Annotated in this window: 15 protein-coding genes; 6 read left to right on the top strand and 9 right to left on the bottom strand. The window is 37.9% G+C overall.

Annotated features, from left to right (window positions below; all coding sequences use genetic code 11):
• On the top strand, positions 1-265 hold a 265-nt coding region (locus IRT38_RS09610; protein ID WP_194597552.1), incomplete at its 5' end, for an FAD-dependent oxidoreductase.
• 158 nt (positions 266-423) lie between these two features.
• Positions 424-768 (top strand): hypothetical protein, encoded by a 345-nt coding sequence (locus IRT38_RS09605; protein WP_039908054.1) that lies wholly within the window; start codon positions 424-426, stop codon positions 766-768.
• Between the two features lie 55 nt (positions 769-823).
• Here the strand turns inward: IRT38_RS09605 and IRT38_RS09600 are convergent, their stop codons facing one another.
• Positions 824-1,435 carry a glutathione binding-like protein gene (locus IRT38_RS09600; protein ID WP_004915125.1) on the bottom strand — a complete coding sequence of 204 codons (612 nt, stop codon included), beginning with the start codon at positions 1,433-1,435 and terminating at the stop codon, positions 824-826.
• Between the two features lie 205 nt (positions 1,436-1,640).
• A complete protein-coding gene (locus IRT38_RS09595) occupies positions 1,641-4,079 on the bottom strand; it encodes an ExeM/NucH family extracellular endonuclease (RefSeq protein WP_194597551.1) in 2,439 nt (812 codons plus the stop codon).
• 184 nt (positions 4,080-4,263) lie between these two features.
• On the opposite strand from IRT38_RS09595, the gene trmB reads away from it, so the two are divergent.
• Both trmB and IRT38_RS09585 read left to right on the top strand, forming a co-directional pair.
• Complete coding sequence (gene trmB / locus IRT38_RS09590; protein ID WP_004662584.1) at positions 4,264-4,980, top strand: tRNA (guanosine(46)-N7)-methyltransferase TrmB; 717 nt, start codon at positions 4,264-4,266, stop codon at positions 4,978-4,980.
• Between the two features lie 348 nt (positions 4,981-5,328).
• Positions 5,329-5,688, top strand: coding sequence for a hypothetical protein (locus IRT38_RS09585; RefSeq protein ID WP_194597550.1), 360 nt, complete (start codon positions 5,329-5,331; stop codon positions 5,686-5,688).
• A 200-nt stretch (positions 5,689-5,888) separates the two neighbouring features.
• On the opposite strand, the gene IRT38_RS09580 is transcribed toward IRT38_RS09585, so the two are convergent.
• The 4 genes from IRT38_RS09580 to IRT38_RS09565 form a co-directional block, all read right to left on the bottom strand.
• The gene (locus tag IRT38_RS09580; RefSeq protein ID WP_194597549.1) at positions 5,889-6,671 is read right to left on the bottom strand and encodes a Rossmann-like and DUF2520 domain-containing protein; all 783 of its coding nucleotides are present in this window, start codon (positions 6,669-6,671) and stop codon (positions 5,889-5,891) included.
• 132 nt (positions 6,672-6,803) lie between these two features.
• Entirely contained in the window at positions 6,804-8,036 is a 1,233-nt protein-coding gene (locus tag IRT38_RS09575; protein ID WP_099948513.1) for a dihydroorotase, read from the bottom strand.
• Between the two features lie 11 nt (positions 8,037-8,047).
• On the bottom strand, positions 8,048-9,064 hold the full coding sequence (locus tag IRT38_RS09570) for an aspartate carbamoyltransferase catalytic subunit (RefSeq protein WP_004915106.1): 1,017 nt from the start codon (positions 9,062-9,064) through the stop codon (positions 8,048-8,050).
• 235 nt (positions 9,065-9,299) lie between these two features.
• Positions 9,300-9,656, bottom strand: coding sequence for a hypothetical protein (locus IRT38_RS09565; protein WP_194597548.1), 357 nt, complete (start codon positions 9,654-9,656; stop codon positions 9,300-9,302).
• 233 nt (positions 9,657-9,889) lie between these two features.
• Here IRT38_RS09565 and rlmKL point away from each other — a divergent pair, with 233 nt between their 5' ends.
• Complete coding sequence (gene rlmKL / locus IRT38_RS09560) at positions 9,890-12,094, top strand: bifunctional 23S rRNA (guanine(2069)-N(7))-methyltransferase RlmK/23S rRNA (guanine(2445)-N(2))-methyltransferase RlmL (RefSeq protein WP_004953619.1); 2,205 nt, start codon at positions 9,890-9,892, stop codon at positions 12,092-12,094.
• Positions 12,095-12,116: 22 nt separating this feature from the next.
• Here the strand turns inward: rlmKL and IRT38_RS09555 are convergent, their stop codons facing one another.
• Positions 12,117-12,539, bottom strand: a complete 423-nt coding sequence (locus IRT38_RS09555) for a hypothetical protein (protein ID WP_005402769.1) — start codon at positions 12,537-12,539, stop codon at positions 12,117-12,119.
• 164 nt (positions 12,540-12,703) lie between these two features.
• Positions 12,704-15,283 (bottom strand): ATP-dependent chaperone ClpB, encoded by a 2,580-nt coding sequence (gene clpB, locus IRT38_RS09550; RefSeq protein WP_004953616.1) that lies wholly within the window; start codon positions 15,281-15,283, stop codon positions 12,704-12,706.
• 261 nt (positions 15,284-15,544) lie between these two features.
• Here clpB and IRT38_RS09545 point away from each other — a divergent pair, with 261 nt between their 5' ends.
• On the top strand, positions 15,545-16,345 hold the full coding sequence (locus tag IRT38_RS09545; RefSeq protein WP_194597553.1) for a M23 family metallopeptidase: 801 nt from the start codon (positions 15,545-15,547) through the stop codon (positions 16,343-16,345).
• Between the two features lie 45 nt (positions 16,346-16,390).
• Here the strand turns inward: IRT38_RS09545 and IRT38_RS09540 are convergent, their stop codons facing one another.
• Positions 16,391-16,819 (bottom strand): OsmC family protein, encoded by a 429-nt coding sequence (locus IRT38_RS09540; RefSeq protein ID WP_004953612.1) that lies wholly within the window; start codon positions 16,817-16,819, stop codon positions 16,391-16,393.
• Positions 16,820-16,892: the final 73 nt, after the last annotated feature.

Genomic DNA, 16,892 nt, shown 5'->3' with positions numbered 1-16,892 from the left:
TGATGAAGAACACACAGTAGAACTTGCGGGAATCTTTGTACAAATTGGTTTATTGCCAAATACGGATTTCCTAAAGAACAGTGCAGTTGAACTCAGCAATCGTGGTGAGATTGTGATTAATGATCGTAATGAAACCAATGTACAGGGTGTATTTGCAGCAGGTGACTGTACGACAGTACCATACAAGCAAATCATCATCGCAACAGGCGAAGGTGCGAAAGCAGCATTATCTGCCTTTGATTACATGATTCGTTCTACAAACTAAGTCAATATCTTGTTTTGTGACCACACTTACATTTAACAATGTAAGTGTGTGTTTTTACAAGTTATCAACAAATTTGTAACTTTCTTATTCACTCGCTTTGTGTTTATATTTTCGATATCCATACTTGTTGGATGCCACAACGAAAAGGAAATATGAAAATGAATAAATTACTTGTTGCGTTAGGTCTAGCTGCTACTGTTGCTCTTGTAGGCTGTAATAAAGATAAAGCACCTGAAACTGGTGCAACAACGGGTGAACATTTAGAAAATGCTGCTGAACAAGCTGGCGCTGATGTGAAAGATGCTGCTGATGCCGCAACAACCAATGTAGCTACAGCAGTTGATACTGCTGCTGATCAAATCGACGCTGCTGCTGATCATACTGCTCATGCAACTGCTGAAGCTGCTGCTAAAACTGAAGCTGCTGCACGTGATGCAACTGCTAATGTTGCTGGTGCTGTAGAATCAGGTGCTGCTGAAGTGAAAGAAAAAGCTCAACAATAATTTGTTGATAATAAAAAAGCCTCTGTATAATAGAGGCTTTTTTATTTGTACATTTTTAATTAAACAAACCTTCATCACGCATTGCAATTTGTACAGACTGACGTTCTGCAACTTTATTTCGAAGCGCGATAATATTGGTATAAGGCGTTAAATCATGCTCAATATGATTTGACCAGTTTGTCAGTACGAATAAATATGCATCCGCTGGACCAAAATTATCATCAACTAGATAATCATATTCAGATTCAGCTAAATAATTATCGATATATTTAAGTAAACGATCTACTTCTGCATATGCTTTGGTCTTTTCATCATCTGTAAGTTTACCACCAAAGAAAACAGCATATGCATCATGAAGTTCTGAATTCAAATAACCCAACCATTCCAATACTTTAGCTCGTCCCATCCCTGATGGTGGAATCAAATCTTGCTTTGGATCGTGTTGTGCTAAGAATGGTAATATCGCTACATTTTCAGTCAAAATTAGACCTGGATTAATTTCTAGTGCTGGGACATACCCCTTAGGATTAATCTCGTAATAATCTGCACCTTTAGAAGTTTTATGCGTTTTTAAATCAACTCGTTCTAAATCAAAATCAACATTTATTTCATTTAAAATAATGTGTGCCGCTAACGAACATGCGCCTGGTGAATAATACAACTTCATCTCTAATCCTTGTTATCTAACTACTTATGCTCTTGAACTTCGAATGAACATCGAGAACAGATATAGATTTAAATTTATAATAGCTCTAATGCTAAAAACAGCTACCCATCTACTATTAATGAATTTTTTTCTAGCTTGCAAGTTATATTCCGTGACGATTGATTAATTTATGAAAAAACAAACTGCACAATGTCACGGAATGTAGTTAAGCTCGACCAAAAAGCTTACCTAACCACTCAAATAGAGAATTTAAGAACTCGACAATGATATTTTTCTGATTCGGTTCTAGCTGAGCATCTGGTGTTTTTAAGTCTAAGTCTACAATGACAGGGTCATGGTCAGATGAACGATATGGGTCTGCAGCAAAGAAAAGTTCTTTTTGCTCATCAGTTTTATATTCTTCATTGTAATCAAGTACCGTCGGCTCATCAGCATTGATATGCCAAGCAAAAGCTTTAACTACACGTTTATAGAGATTTGCATCAGCAATCGCATGATCAAGATTACCTGCTCCACCATAACCATCACTATTACTGGAAACCCCAAAGACGTAACTATAAGCGTTCGTACCCTCGCCGATTTTGCTGTCATTGATTAGAACTTTGTAGTTGGCTTTTTCAAAAGCTAAAATTGGGTCTTCTTTGGCATAGCTATTCATATCACCAAGCAACAAAATATTTGGATTTTTGACTTGGGTAGGATTCTTTGCAATCCACTGAGTGAGCTGTTCGACGGCTTTAACACGAGTCGGATTCCAGCAGCCTTGACCATCTTTTTGATCTGCATCAAGCGAGTTCAAGTCAACGCCCGAACAACTTTTAGATTTAAGATGATTTGGAATCACTGTGAAAATTTGTCCACCATGCACTGGTTTGAATGATTGTGCGATAGTCGAACGATTCTTTTCACCCAGATCTAGAACGGCTGCTTTATTCACTGGTTGAACACGTTTGCTATTATAAATAATCGCCACAGCAATCACATCTGTGCCTAATTGATTTAAACCTTCAGGAATTACATATTTCCAATCAGATCCTAAAGCTTTGGTTAAATAAGCAACCGCACTATCACTACCATAACCATTATTGGTAATCTCCATCAAACCATACACATCAGCATCAATGGATTTTAATGCGTTTATGATTTTGGCATGTTGCTTATCAAATTCAGCCTGACTGTTCGCACCACGTTCTGTAGGGAAACCATTCTTGCCATTGTCATAGTTCAACACGTTGAATGCTGCAGCACGAATATGTTTAGTTTGTTTCACAGCAATTGTCGTACGTGGATTAGTCGTGGTAACGACTTCAGGCAAGTTTGCACCTGCAATTGGTTGTACACGCCAAGCATTAAAGCGATATTCCAAAATGCCTTGTGCATTCTTTAATTGATATCCAGAACGTAAAGTTCTTAAAGCACTAAAATTTTGTGGCAACCATGGTGCTCGATTTTGATTATTATAGCCATCATCAAAAATGATCTTAGAAAGCAGGTTTTGCTGTGCCAATGCCTTCGCTTCATTCGATAAAGCTGGATATAGATTGGTAGGAATAAATAGGCGACCAAGACTCAGGGACAACTCACCATAACGCCCAAAATTATAGTTCTCGCTGACAGTTAAAGTTTGCGGTAATTTCACCAACATGCCTTGATAGCGTTTTGGTGTATTACCTGTATTTTCAGTCAAACTCGTAAATGGCAAATTAAGATCAAGTGGCTGAATTAGCGATGCCATATTTTGATTACAGGTTTGTATGTCTTGCTGTAATTGATCAATTTGAAGTTGGTTTTGATAGTTAGTGAGACGACCGCGTAAAATCACCTCATCGCCGATTTGTCCGCCTTTGAAAGCACTGCTCGCAGGAATATAAACAAAAATCGCATTACTCACATTTGGCGTTGCCTTGCTATCTGGTGTTTGTATATAGAAACCTGAAAATCCATTGCTATAGCGATAGTCCGCCGTGATCACCCCACGAATCGTATAATTTTGATTTTGAGTTGACTGTGCTAAGTTCGCAATTGGAGTATCCGTACTGCTACAGCCGACTGATTCATTGACTGGAGGCGTTGTTGTTGAATCTGACAAATTTGAAAAATCATTTCGATCTGACCAAGCTTGCCAAGACTGATCTAAATCAAATGGACTGGTTGGATCAACACTGATCACAGGATTATCAGTTTGAATACGTTTAAAACTATTAGCAACACTATAAACTGTAGTGCCCCAACCTGAAGTTGGACGCTCACCTATCCGTCCAAAACGATCTACAGGCGTACCACGATAAAGTAATACAATCGCATCATCTCCATTGAATGACAGACCTGCTACTTGATTCACTTTGTTGCCTAATTGTGTTTGTAATTCTGAACGCCCGATTAGATATTTCTGTTTACTGGCTAAAGCCCCCTGTAAAGGAAATGCTGCTGTTTTGACTGTTCCGCCATTATTAAATTGTTGGATTTCATAATCTGCTAAATTTACTGTTGTCGCATCTGGATTATAGATCTCTAAACCTTTACGGTTGCTACTGCCATCAACATATTGGCTAAACATGAGTTGCGCATGTGCAATAGAAAATGTAGAAGAAGCTCCTAACAGACCTAAACAAATTGCAAGCGAATGGTAATTAAAATTTTTCATAGTTTTTTACTAAGTGTTTTAAATTGCAATTAGGCTATGCAACTTCTATGACAACTCTATGAAGCTTTTTTGACAAATTTTAATCACTACTAAAAAGTTTCAAGTAAATAAAACGATTTAAAAGTTTGACTTGAACACCTGAACACTTAAAATACGGCATTTCTATATTTATATCTCCAGAATCATGTCAAACGATCAGTTAGAAACGCAAATTACGGAACTCGACAATTTGCCTGAGCACCGTGAAATTGTGACGTTTATGCGTCGTTCAGCTCCGCTCAATACGTCACAACGTACTGCTTTAGAAGATTATCGTGATTTAATTTTGGAATACCCTGTTGGTGATTTACGTCAGCACTTTGAGCATCCCGAACGTCCATTAACCGTTGAAATCGGTTTTGGTATGGGACGTTCTTTAGTACTCATGGCTAAAGCAAACCCTGAGCGCAACTTTGTCGGCATTGAAGTGCATGTTCCTGGTATCGCACAATGTGTCTATGAAGCAGGCATGGCAGGTTTAAAGAACTTATTTGTATTGGATGCTGATGCAATCCAAGTATTACGTGAAATGCCAGACAACAGTATTAACTGTGTACAACTTTATTTCCCAGATCCATGGCAGAAGAAGCGTCATTTTAAACGCCGCTTCGTGATACATGAGCGTATGCAATTAGTCGAACAGAAGTTGGAACTTGGTGGGACTTTCCACGCAGCTACTGACTGGGAACCATACGCAGAATGGATGCTTGATATTTTGGACAATCGTCCTGATATGGAAAATTTAGCAGGTAAAGGTAATAGCTACCCTCGCCCTGAATGGCGTCCAGTGACCAAATTCGAACGTCGCGGGCTTGAATCTGGTCATAAGATCAATGACTTTATTTTCAAAAAAATAAAGTAGTAATTCATCAAAAATTTAAAAATAGCATTAAATATCAACATTTAATGCTATTTCAACCTATTAAAAACCAACTCAATTTTAAATTTCAAATATAAAAGACAAAAAGTGAATTATTAAAACAACTTATAAAAGCTGTACCTATCAAACCTATATGCTTACTTTGTAAAATCAAATGTGTTCAAATTTACAGCCCTCTATTTACATGATCTATAAATATTTTTTGCTCATGTTTAGCTAAAATAAAAAATGAATCATTTTGATCCCAAATGAAGAAATTATCGTTTCATAAACAATGAGTGCTCTATTCAGTGCAATGATTTAGCCCAAAGATGAAGATAGGTTGGTTTTATGGAAAAAACTCTGCAATGCCCCAAATGTGGTTCTACAGAAATCGAAGTACGTGATCATGACAAATTACTTAAAACTACAGGTGGCGTTTTAATGACTGCTGCTGGCACAACTGCTGGTACAGTAGGTGGTGCAGCAACTGGTGCATCAGTTGGAGCAGCTATAGGAACTGTAGCAGGTCCATTGGGTGTAATTGTTGGTGGAACTATTGGAACTTTCGTGGGTGCAATTAGTGTCGGGATTACAGGTGGCGTCGTTGGTAATATTTTCGGAAAAAAAGCGGGTGTCGTGATCGACAAGAATATTTTTCAAGATTATTTATGTCTAAAATGCAAACATCGTTTTAAACATAAGAATTGATTAAGTTCAAGACACATTTACCTAATTTCTAAGCTGATATTTAAACAACCCATATCAGCTAAATGTGTTTATAAACAATACTTAAGTTTTCTAATACAGGCATTATTCGATCTGCCCCTCTTGTTATTAATTATAAAAAAATGCAAACACGACCGAGCTTAGTTTAGATAAAAAAGATTATACAATTTATACATTTATGGTTATTTACCAGGTAAATGACGGGTCTTAATACCTTCACTTAAGAGCTGATAAACATCAACAAGATCATTTCTTGCATCTTTTTCTAATAACTTATGATGCATTTTTAAAATATTTTCATCACCACGCATGGCTGGACCTGTCTGCATTTCTTTAGGGTCATTGATCGTTGCTTTTTGTGCAGTCTCCAATATCAATGGGTGAAGTAAAGAAAAATCGACCTGTTGTTCATCAACAATTTGTTTAGCAATATCATAACAGTAGTTACTAAAATTACATGCAAAAACAGCAGCCATGTGCAATGTCTGACGCTGTTGAGAACTATATTGATAAACCTTTTGAGTCAAACTACCTGCTAATGAGGCGAGTAAATCCAAATCATGATTGTTTACAGCCTCGACAAACACAGGCGTTGCAGTCCAGTCAATCTCTCGTTCATAACTAAATGTTTGTAAAGGATAAAATACACCTGATTTGTCGTGAACTACTGAAAGAACTTCTAAACTTGTACTTCCTGAAGTATGTACAATTAATACTTGCTGCAAAGAAGCGCTAATTTTTTGAATAACTTGAGCTATTGCTTGGTCAGAAATAGCGATGATCACTAGATCAATATCAGAACTTAATTGCTCAAAATCACTGATGGCAACAGCATCCACTAACGATGCTAAACGATTGGCTTTTTCTAAATCACGACTAAAAACTTGTACAATCTGGTGATCAGGATGGAGTACTTTTGCTAAATGATAGGCAACACGCCCTACACCAATGAATGTAATTCTCATTTTTATAGAACCTTTTTAGAAGCGAAATAATCTACCAATAAACTCTTTAAGAAAAGATCACAATAATGAATTAACTAATTAAAATAGTTAAGCAGAATAAGTAACTTGACCTATTCTGCTCAGAAATAAAGTTTAGATAAATGTCTGAAGCACTTTGCCTTTCAAGGTTTGACCTAATAGCGGTGTATTTTTACCTTGAGATAAAATTGTTTCTTTTGAAACAGTCCACTCTAGCTCTGGATCAACCAGTACCCAACCTGCTTCTTGTTTCCAACGTTCAGTCATATTGGCAACTTTAGCAGGATTTAAGGTAACTTTTTCGACCCATTCTAAAGCATCAAAAACACCTTCTTGGATAAGCTGAACACCCAAACCGACATAGGTATCGAACGCTGTAATACCTGGCTGAGTTTCAGCAAATGGAGCCATTTTTGCTGAACTACTTAATGGTTCGTGATGGGTACAGATAGCGTCAATCACGCCCTCTTTTAAACCCTGACGCAACAAAGCTTTATCTTGTTCAGAGCGCAGTGGCGGACGAACATGTGCTAGAGAATTAAATCCATCCGTCAATTGTTCAGTTAAATGAAGTTGATGCATGGCTACATCCGCAGTTACTGGCAAACCTTTGGCTTTCGCAGCACGAATCAAATCAATAGACGCGCCACATGACAATAAACCAAAATGGGCTTTGACACCTGTTGCTTCGATCATGAGTAAATATTTAGCAATCGCAACAGTTTCAGCAATCGCAGGAATCATTGGCAAACCCTGACGCGATGCGATAAAGCCCTCATGCGCACAACCATCTTTCGCGATTTGCGGCTCTTCTGCGTAAAATACTACTGTTAAATCTAGACCAGCAGCATATTCTAGCGTGCGAATCACAACATCATCATTTTCAAAGGCGGCATTAGCATTTGAAACCGCAGTACAGCCACCTTTTTTTAGACCAGCCATATTAGAAGGTTGCTTACCATTTAAACCTTGAGTTTGAGCACCAATAATTTGAAGATAAATACCACCATCTAGTTGAGCTTTCTCAATTAGACCATGGATTAACGCACCATTATCTTGCACGATCGGCTTTGAGTCAGGAGGTGTAATTACATGCAAAATACCGTTTGCTCGCGCAGCTCTCCCCTCAGATTTTAATGTGCCGTGCTGTTGTTGTCCTGGTTCACGCAAACGCGCGCAGAGATCAACCATAGTTGGCATTAACCATTTACCTTGACCATCAATCGTCTGATCAACCTGAGACGTAACATCAACAATTTTACCGTTCTCTACATAAACAGTTTTAACTTGATCTGTTTTTTGAATTGGATCGAGTACACGGACATTTTCAATTTTTACAATACTCATGTGTAGCACCCTTATACAGCAATCGCTTCAATTAAACCTTGTTCTTGGAGCTGACCTTGCATCGCAAGTGCCAATACTGCCATGCGAACCGCAATACCATTCGTGACCTGTTTTAAAATCACTGATTGGTCGCCATCAGCGACACTCGAATCAATTTCAACGCCACGGTTCATCGGTCCAGGATGCATCACAATACAATCTGGTTTAGCTAAAGCAAGACGCTCTTTATTTAAACCATACATCTTGTAAAACTCAGATTGAGACGATAATGCTGGAGAGTCGATACGTTCATTCTGAATACGTAATGCAATGATGACATCACAATCAGTCACACCTGCATCCATTTGATTGAACAAGCGAACATGTTCACCGTATTCATTAAAACCCACAGGTAACAAAGTATTCGGCGCAATCACTCGAATGTCTTTACAGCCCAATGTCTGCAAAGCAGCGACATTTGAACGTGCAACACGTGAATGTTTGATGTCACCAATAATTGCAACGCTTAATTGCTCAAAAGGCTTTTTAGTTTCACGGCGAATGGTCAGCATATCTAGCATCGCTTGCGTTGGGTGCGCATGACGACCATCACCTGCATTAATAATTGCGACCTTAGGACATACATCTTTTGCTATGAAGTGCGCAGCACCTGAAGAGGAATGACGCACGACGAATACGTCCGCAGCCATAGCTTCTAAATTCCACAGCGTGTCACGCAAAGTTTCACCTTTAGATGTACTTGAGCGTGCAATATCAATATTTAATACATTTGCGGATAAACGCTTAGCTGCTGCTTCAAAGGTAGTACGTGTACGAGTAGAGTTTTCAAAAAATAGATTCATTACCGTGCGCCCTTCTAGAAGCGGACGATTAATCAAATTATTATTATCATCTAAAAAGCTTTGTGCTGTATCTAAAATCTTAGTCAGACTTTCTTTTGAAAGCCCCTCAATCGTTAAAAAATGCTTGAGATTTCCTTGTTGATTGAGCTGTATCTGACTCAAAGTATGCAATGCTGCCACGTGCATAAGAGATTCCTTATACGTTAAGTTAACGCATTATACAGATTTTATATTTCTTTCGTCGTTGAAGTTTTCAGCACTCAGCAAAACTTTTTATTGGTGATCTACAATAACGATTTAATATTTTCTCTGCATGGTAATTTGATGAAAAGAAAATCAAAAAAATAAGGATGTAGAAAAAGCTCTACACCCTTGTAACGCTGTAATTATTTTTCACTTATTGTTTTTTTATTATTATCACTTATCGCAATGCACCAATATAATGGTGAGCGACTTGAGCTTTATAAATTTCTTCTTCTGTAACTTCCATAAAATAGCTTTCTTCTGTTTCTTCTAGCTTTTTATTTTCAACTATGGCTAACGTAGGCTTTGGATATAAATCTATTAATGGACGTAAACGATCAACATAGTGAGCCAACTCTTGGTCACTTGTTTCCAACGCAATTTCTATAATATGTTTTGCATATTCTTTATTGTTAACTAAGTACATCACATCAATTACACGACTGGATACACGTCTTAAACGAACATACATTTGTGTTGCGATAGCAAAAGCTTCAGCATTTACCTTAATTTCACTATTCATGCTTTCTTTCATAAAGTCCTCACGTCGTTGGGAGAAATGTATATTCTTGATTCATCACAGAGAAAGCAAAATATGTACCAATAATTAAAAATACATTTAAACTTAAAAAATATTTTTATGAAAATTGATTAAAAATAGTAAAAATAATAGTCAATAATGCGGTCGATCACACAAATTTGCACCGACAGTTTCATTAAAAATCAGTTAAAATAGCCGATTGCTGAACTGCTTTTTTGGAAATGTGCATGAATTCTACACAACGTCTGACAAACTATTGGGTGACCTGTGCGGATGGACTTGAGACCTTATTACAACAAGAACTTGAAAATTTAGGTATTCAAAACATTCAACGCTTTGCTGGACGTTTGGTATTTAAAGGTACACTAGAAAATGCATATCGTGTTTGTATGTGGTCTAGACTTGCTTCTCGCGTGTTGTTACCGATCCACACTCACGAATTAGAACATACTCATGATGCCCGTGATGTCGCAGAAGAACTCTATGAAGGTGCAATCAGCTTTGATTGGTCTCTCATTTTTGCACCGCAAAGCACCTTCGCAGTGCGTTTACATGTTGAACGAGACATTAAAGTAAACACTCAATTTGCAACTTTACGTGTGAAAGATGGTGTTGTCGATTCGTTTATGGAAGCTGTTGGTAAGCGTCCAAGTATCGATATTAAACAGCCTGAAATTACCCTTTATGCTTTGGCTGGCAAAACTGAACATACTTATTGCTTAGATTTATCGGGTGACTCATTGCACAAGCGTGGCTATCGCCGCTTTATGACTGACGCTCCGATCAAAGAAAACCTTGCAGCTGCGATATTACTAAAAGCAGATTTAGCAAATTATCGACCTGATATTATTTTAGATCCAATGTGTGGTTCAGGAACATTTATCATTGAGTCACTCATGATACTCACTGATCGTGCACCAGGATTAGTGAGACGTTTTGGATTCAATGGTTGGCATGGGCATGATCGTGATTTATGGTTATCTCTCAAAGCCGAAGCTGCTGAACGCCATGAAAAAGCGCTAGAACAAGATTTACCAAAATTTTATGCTTACGATGCTGATTGGGAAGCTGTTAAAGCCACGCGTCAAAATATTATTGCTGCTGGCTTCGAAAAACTATTGGATCAAATCCAGATTGAAGAACGTACTTTAGCAGATTGGGATGATTTCCATGCTGAAGGTAAAAAAGCATTTATCGTAACGAATCCTCCTTATGGTGAACGTTTAGGTGATAAAGCATCTAACCGCTCACTTTATCTAGGTTTATCTAGCTTATTGCAGAAAAATTTTCCAAATCAACGTGCTGCAATCATTGCTGCCCAAATTGAACAAGCGGATGTGTTGGCATTTAATGACCCTCAAACTTTACGTTTGATGAATGGTAAATTACCGATCTACACTCGATTCGGGACAATTAAACCAGCAACAGTTACTCAACCATTTCTAGCGACATGGCAACCTCAACAATTCGAAAAAATTGAAGGTGCAGAAGATTTTACAAACCGTTTGCAAAAAAATATGCAAAACCTAAAAAAATGGGCTGTAAAAGAAAACGTATTCTGTTTACGTATTTATGATGCAGATTTGCCTGATTTTAATGTTGCTGTCGATCTTTATGGTGATCGATTACACGTACAAGAATATGCTCCACCAAAAAGTATTGATCCTGAAAAAGCTAAAAAACGTTTCAATTTAGCTTTAGCTGCTATTCGTGCAGTTACAGGTCTAAATCGTGATGCGATTTTTATCAAAACACGTGCTAGACAAACGGGTACAAATCAATATACCAAGCAAAGTACAGCATCAAAACGATTTATCGTACAAGAAGGTAAAGCACGTATCTTAGTAAACTTGACTGATTATTTGGATACAGGTCTATTCCTAGACCATCGCCAAATGCGTTTACGTATTGCAAAAGAAGCACGTGGAAAACATTTCCTTAATTTGTATAGTTATACTTCAACAGCAAGCTTACATGCCGCTTTGGGTGGAGCAGCAAGCACAACGAGTGTGGATTTATCTAATACTTACTTGAGCTGGTCAAAAGAAAACTTTGTATTGAACGGATTAACTGTTGATCATGCCGATGAACAACATATGTTCTTTGCGAGTGATTGCTTTGAGTGGTTAAAAGAAGGTCATGAACAATATGATTTAATCTTTATTGATCCACCTACTTTCTCAAACTCAAAGAAATTCTACGGGACTTTTGACGTTCAGCGAGATCATGTTTCATTAATTAAACGTGCAATGAATCGCCTAACAAGTGATGGTACTTTGTATTTCTCAAACAACTATCGTGGGTTTGAGTTAGATGAAGAAATTGAAGCGATGTATCAGATTGAGGAAATCACGTCTGAAACCATCGGTTTAGATTTCAAACGAAATCACAAAATCCATCGTGCTTGGAAAATCCAACATCAACAAATCTAAGTAAATCATCCAAGAGATCGGGTTACTTGACAGTAATCCGAATCTCACCTTTGATATTTGATGATTCAAACTCATATATCGTAAAGCGATCTGGATCTTGTGCATGAGGCTTGATCGTTGCCTTTTTCTTTTCTCGCAAGTCAGCGACATTATTTTTCTTTTGTTCTTCGTATGGCGACAGAACACCATCTAAAAGCGTTTCAATACGAATTTCTCGCAAATAATTATCACTTAAAATTCGCTGAGCACGCCACCGCTCTTCCTCAGGCTTCTGAGCATCTTGTTCAGCTTTCTGAATAATATAAGGTAAGGTATTGTTTAATATAGATGTTTGTTGAGCAAGAATCCTTTCTGATAGTGGCTGAACAGCCCAACCTTTCAAAGGCAGAGCGGTTATGAACAAAATTACACCGATATTGGTGTAATAGTGCTGCTTTTTTTCCATTGCAATTCATCCTGAATTTTTTTCTTATTTGCTCAGAAAGTATCAAGTTTTTCATAATGTCGCAATGTCATTGGTAATATTCATTGAAAAATCTGATAAATTGCTTAATACAAAAAAAGATGGTGACTTATGTCACCATCTTTTTAACTTGAAGATTTCAAAATTTAACTGAGTTTGATTTTGTCAAATACCAGTTGTCCGCCCTCAGCTTTAATCAAAATATTATCTCCTGGTTGGAACTCACCTGATAATATTTTTTGAGCAAGACTATTTTCAACTTGCTGTTGTATCGCACGTTTCAAAGGTCGAGCTCCGTAGATCGGGTCAAAACCAGCATCAATTAACAGATCAAACGCTGTATCATCAACAGTTAAGCCCATATCACGATCACTCAAACGAGAACGTAAACGATCTAACTGAATATCTGCGATACCACGTATCTGAGCTTTTTGTAGTGAGTGGAAGATCACTAGCTCATCAATACGGTTGATAAACTCTGGACGGAAATGCTGACTTACAGCACTCATCACAACAGTTCTTACTTCATCATCAGTTGCGCCTTCTCCTAATTCACGAACATCTTGTGAACCAAGGTTAGATGTCATTACAATAACCGTATTTTTAAAGTCAACCACACGACCTTGCGAATCCGTTAAACGACCATCATCCAACACTTGTAATAAGATATTGAATACATCTGGATGTGCTTTTTCCACCTCATCAAACAGTACGACGCTATAAGGTTTACGACGTACAGCTTCAGTTAAAACACCGCCCTCTTCATAACCAACATAACCTGGAGGTGCACCGACTAAACGGCTAACTGAGTGCTTTTCCATAAATTCAGACATATCGATACGAATCATCGCATCATCACTATCAAACAAGAAGTTTGCTAATGCTTTAGTCAACTCAGTTTTACCAACCCCAGTTGGACCAAGGAATAAAAATGACCCACTTGGACGATTTGGATCTGACAAACCTGCACGTGAACGACGAACTGCATTCGATACGGCGACGACTGCTTCATCTTGCCCAACTACACGATTATGTAAAAACTCTTCCATATTAAGAAGTTTCTCACGCTCGCCTTGAAGCATTTTTGAAACAGGGATTCCTGTTGCTGCACTTACCACTTCAGCAATTTCATTTTCAGTCACTTTAGTACGAATGAGCTTTGGTTCCTCATTTTCTTCAGCGACCTCAGCTTGTTCCAAACGTTTTTGTAACTCTGGAATCACACCGTATTGCAAACGTGCAGCCTCAGCTAAATCACCTTCACGCTTTGCTTTTTCTAAAGCAACACGTGCTTGATCAAGTTCAACTTGAGCCTTTTTATCACCTTCGACCAGTGTTTTTTCAGCTTTCCAAATTTCCTCTAGATCATTGTACTCTTTTTGCTTTTCAGCAATCTGTTGCTCTAAATGATTAACTTCAGCTTTACTCCCCGCATCTTCATCTTTTTTCACCGCTTCTAGTTGCATTTTTAACTGAATTAAGCGGCGATCCAATTTATCTAAAGCCTCAGGTTTAGAGTCGATCTCCATTTTGATGCGCGATGCAGCTTCATCAATCAAGTCAATCGCCTTATCTGGTAACTGACGATCGGTGATATATCGATGAGACATTTTCGCAGCAGCAATAATCGCTGAGTCTAGAATTTGTACACCGTGATGTGTTGCATATTTCTCTTTTAGACCACGTAAAATTGCAATCGTATCTTCCACACTCGGTTCATCTACCAAGACTTTTTGGAAGCGGCGCTCAAGTGCAGCATCTTTTTCAATGTATTGACGATATTCATCTAAAGTCGTTGCACCAACACAACGCAACTCACCGCGCGCCAAAGCAGGTTTTAGCATATTACCTGCATCCATCGCACCATCGCCCTTACCTGCACCAACAAGTGTATGCAACTCATCGATGAAGAGAATGATTTCACCCTCATGCTTCGCAAGGTCTTTTAGAACGGCTTTTAAGCGCTCCTCAAACTCACCTCGATATTTTGCACCCGCGAGTAATGAGCCCAAATCTAAAGAGAGTACACGCTTATTCTTCAAGCTTTCAGGTACTTCACCATTGATGATTCGTTGTGCCAATCCCTCTACAATTGCGGTTTTACCCACACCAGGCTCACCAATTAACACTGGGTTATTCTTGGTACGGCGCGACAACACTTGAATGGTACGGCGAATTTCATCATCACGCCCAATCACAGGGTCTAACTTACCTGCCAATGCACGCTCAGTTAAATCAATCGTATATTTATTTAATGAGTCACGTTGATCTTCGTGATTATTACTCATAACTTTGTCATTTCCTCTAATATTTTCAATGACTTTACGTAAATTCTCTGCTGTAACACCAACACCATTCAAAATAGTTTTGGTTTCGCCTGTCTCCGCTAAACCCAACAGCACCCAATCTGTTGATAAAAACTCATCACCAACTTTCTGTGCATAGCGATCCGCAAGATTCAATGCCTTTACCGCTTCAGGATTAAGATTAATATCACCTGTTGGGTTTGCTAATGTCGGAGCATTTTTTAAAGCTTGCTCTAATTTCTGTTTTAACTCAGGTAAGCGAGCGCCAGCCTGTTGTAGTAAGCTTAAATTAGCAGGCTCTTCTAACAAGGTTGTCAGAATATGAATTCCTGCTATCGCTGTATGATCCTTACCCATTGCTAACGATTGAGCATCTGAAAGAGCTTGCTGTAAACGGTTTGTAAATTTTTCAAAACGCATTCTTGTTATTCCTCACAACAAATTTTCAACTTGTAATTAAGATGGGAACTAATTTTTAAATTTCAAATAAAATTTATATATATTTCAGAAATTTATATTAATCATGATTGATAAAACTTAGTAATAATATGGGACTATAAACGCCCTATTTCAAGTATAATTTTATAAATTTTTAATGTGTTGAAAGATCACAAATGGACTATTGCTTATAATTTCAATCTGACCTACTTTGACATAAATAATTTCATGTCATTAAAAGCAATGCATTTTAATAAGTTTGTTATTTCTTCTGTTCTTATTACACTTTCCTCAGTCTCAGTAGCTGAATTACCTAAAGACTCGCGTCGAGCGGGAGGAATTGCGGTAATACCATTATCAGACCAAATAACGCAGGTGTTTTATAACCATAAACCTGTTTTAATTTCTCGTGAAAATTCTAAACGATATGCTGTTTTCGGTATTCCTTTATCTGCTCCTGTTGGAATATTGAACCTTGAAACGAATATCGCCCCAATTCAAATTGAGATCAAAGCATTCTCATATGCTGAGCAACGTTTAAACGTAAAAAATCAGGATTATGTAAATCCAACCCAAGCGCAACTTGACCGCTATGCTCGCGAAGCCAAAGAACAAAATGATATTTACGACTCTTTTACAAACAGTACTTGGACTCAATTTCCTAATTTTATCAGTCCTACTAAAGGTAAATTCAGTAATTCTTTTGGTCGGAAGCGTTTTTTTAATGGAGAAGAACGTGCTCCACATTCTGGATTAGATATTCCCGCACCTGTAGGACAAAAAGTCATTGCACCAGCTGATGGTATTGTCGTTCAGACTGGTAACTACTTTTTTAATGGTAATACCATCTTGATTGACCATGGTCAGGGCTTAATCAGCATGTTTTGCCACTTAAGTAAAATTGATGTTGAAAAAGGTCAAGCAATTCGTCAAGGTCAACTTATCGGTCTAGTAGGAAAAACTGGACGAGTGACAGGCGCACATTTGCATTGGGGTATGAGTTTAAATAATGCACGAGTTGATCCACAATTATTTTTAAAATAAAAAAGGTGATCGATATCGATCACCTTTTAGAAAATCTAAACAATCTTAAGCTTCGGCAGTTTCAACAATTTCAAAATCATGCGTGATTTCGACACCACCATCAGATAACATTTTACTTGCTGAACAATATTTTTCAGCAGAAAGTTCAACTGCCTTCTCAACTTGCTTTTCTTTGACAGCTTTTCCAGTCACAATAAAGTGCAAATGGATTTTGGTAAATACTGCTGGAATCGCGTCAGCACGTTCAGCTTTTAGCTGACACACGACATTCGTCACATCTTGACGAGATTTCTTTAAAATAGTCACAATATCAAACGAAGCACACCCACCAAGTCCCATTAAAATCAACTCCATAGGACGTGGACCACGGTTTTCACCCCCATATTCAGCGGAACCATCCATCAGCACAGTGTGACCACTTTCTGATTTCGCTTCAAAAGCAACATTCTCTAACCAATGTACACTTGTTTGCATTGCAACTACCCAAAAAACGTTATAAATTTACTCTGTTCTTGTACACTAACATAAAATGAGTTGATAAGGAATT

Source organism: Acinetobacter sp. SK-43, from assembly GCF_015351505.1.
Taxonomy (GTDB): domain Bacteria; phylum Pseudomonadota; class Gammaproteobacteria; order Pseudomonadales; family Moraxellaceae; genus Acinetobacter; species Acinetobacter junii.
This window is presented reverse-complemented; position numbering and strand designations above follow the sequence as displayed.

Coding starts and splice junctions, on each gene's coding strand:
- IRT38_RS09605 (WP_039908054.1), top strand. CDS start 424: ATGAATAAATTACTTGTTGCGTTAGGTCTAGCTGCTACTGTTGCTCTT.
- IRT38_RS09600 (WP_004915125.1), bottom strand. CDS start 1,435: ATGAAGTTGTATTATTCACCAGGCGCATGTTCGTTAGCGGCACACATT.
- IRT38_RS09595 (WP_194597551.1), bottom strand. CDS start 4,079: ATGAAAAATTTTAATTACCATTCGCTTGCAATTTGTTTAGGTCTGTTA.
- trmB (WP_004662584.1), top strand. CDS start 4,264: ATGTCAAACGATCAGTTAGAAACGCAAATTACGGAACTCGACAATTTG.
- IRT38_RS09585 (WP_194597550.1), top strand. CDS start 5,329: ATGGAAAAAACTCTGCAATGCCCCAAATGTGGTTCTACAGAAATCGAA.
- IRT38_RS09580 (WP_194597549.1), bottom strand. CDS start 6,671: ATGAGAATTACATTCATTGGTGTAGGGCGTGTTGCCTATCATTTAGCA.
- IRT38_RS09575 (WP_099948513.1), bottom strand. CDS start 8,036: ATGAGTATTGTAAAAATTGAAAATGTCCGTGTACTCGATCCAATTCAA.
- IRT38_RS09570 (WP_004915106.1), bottom strand. CDS start 9,064: ATGCACGTGGCAGCATTGCATACTTTGAGTCAGATACAGCTCAATCAA.
- IRT38_RS09565 (WP_194597548.1), bottom strand. CDS start 9,656: ATGAAAGAAAGCATGAATAGTGAAATTAAGGTAAATGCTGAAGCTTTT.
- rlmKL (WP_004953619.1), top strand. CDS start 9,890: ATGAATTCTACACAACGTCTGACAAACTATTGGGTGACCTGTGCGGAT.
- IRT38_RS09555 (WP_005402769.1), bottom strand. CDS start 12,539: ATGGAAAAAAAGCAGCACTATTACACCAATATCGGTGTAATTTTGTTC.
- clpB (WP_004953616.1), bottom strand. CDS start 15,283: ATGCGTTTTGAAAAATTTACAAACCGTTTACAGCAAGCTCTTTCAGAT.
- IRT38_RS09545 (WP_194597553.1), top strand. CDS start 15,545: ATGCATTTTAATAAGTTTGTTATTTCTTCTGTTCTTATTACACTTTCC.
- IRT38_RS09540 (WP_004953612.1), bottom strand. CDS start 16,819: ATGCAAACAAGTGTACATTGGTTAGAGAATGTTGCTTTTGAAGCGAAA.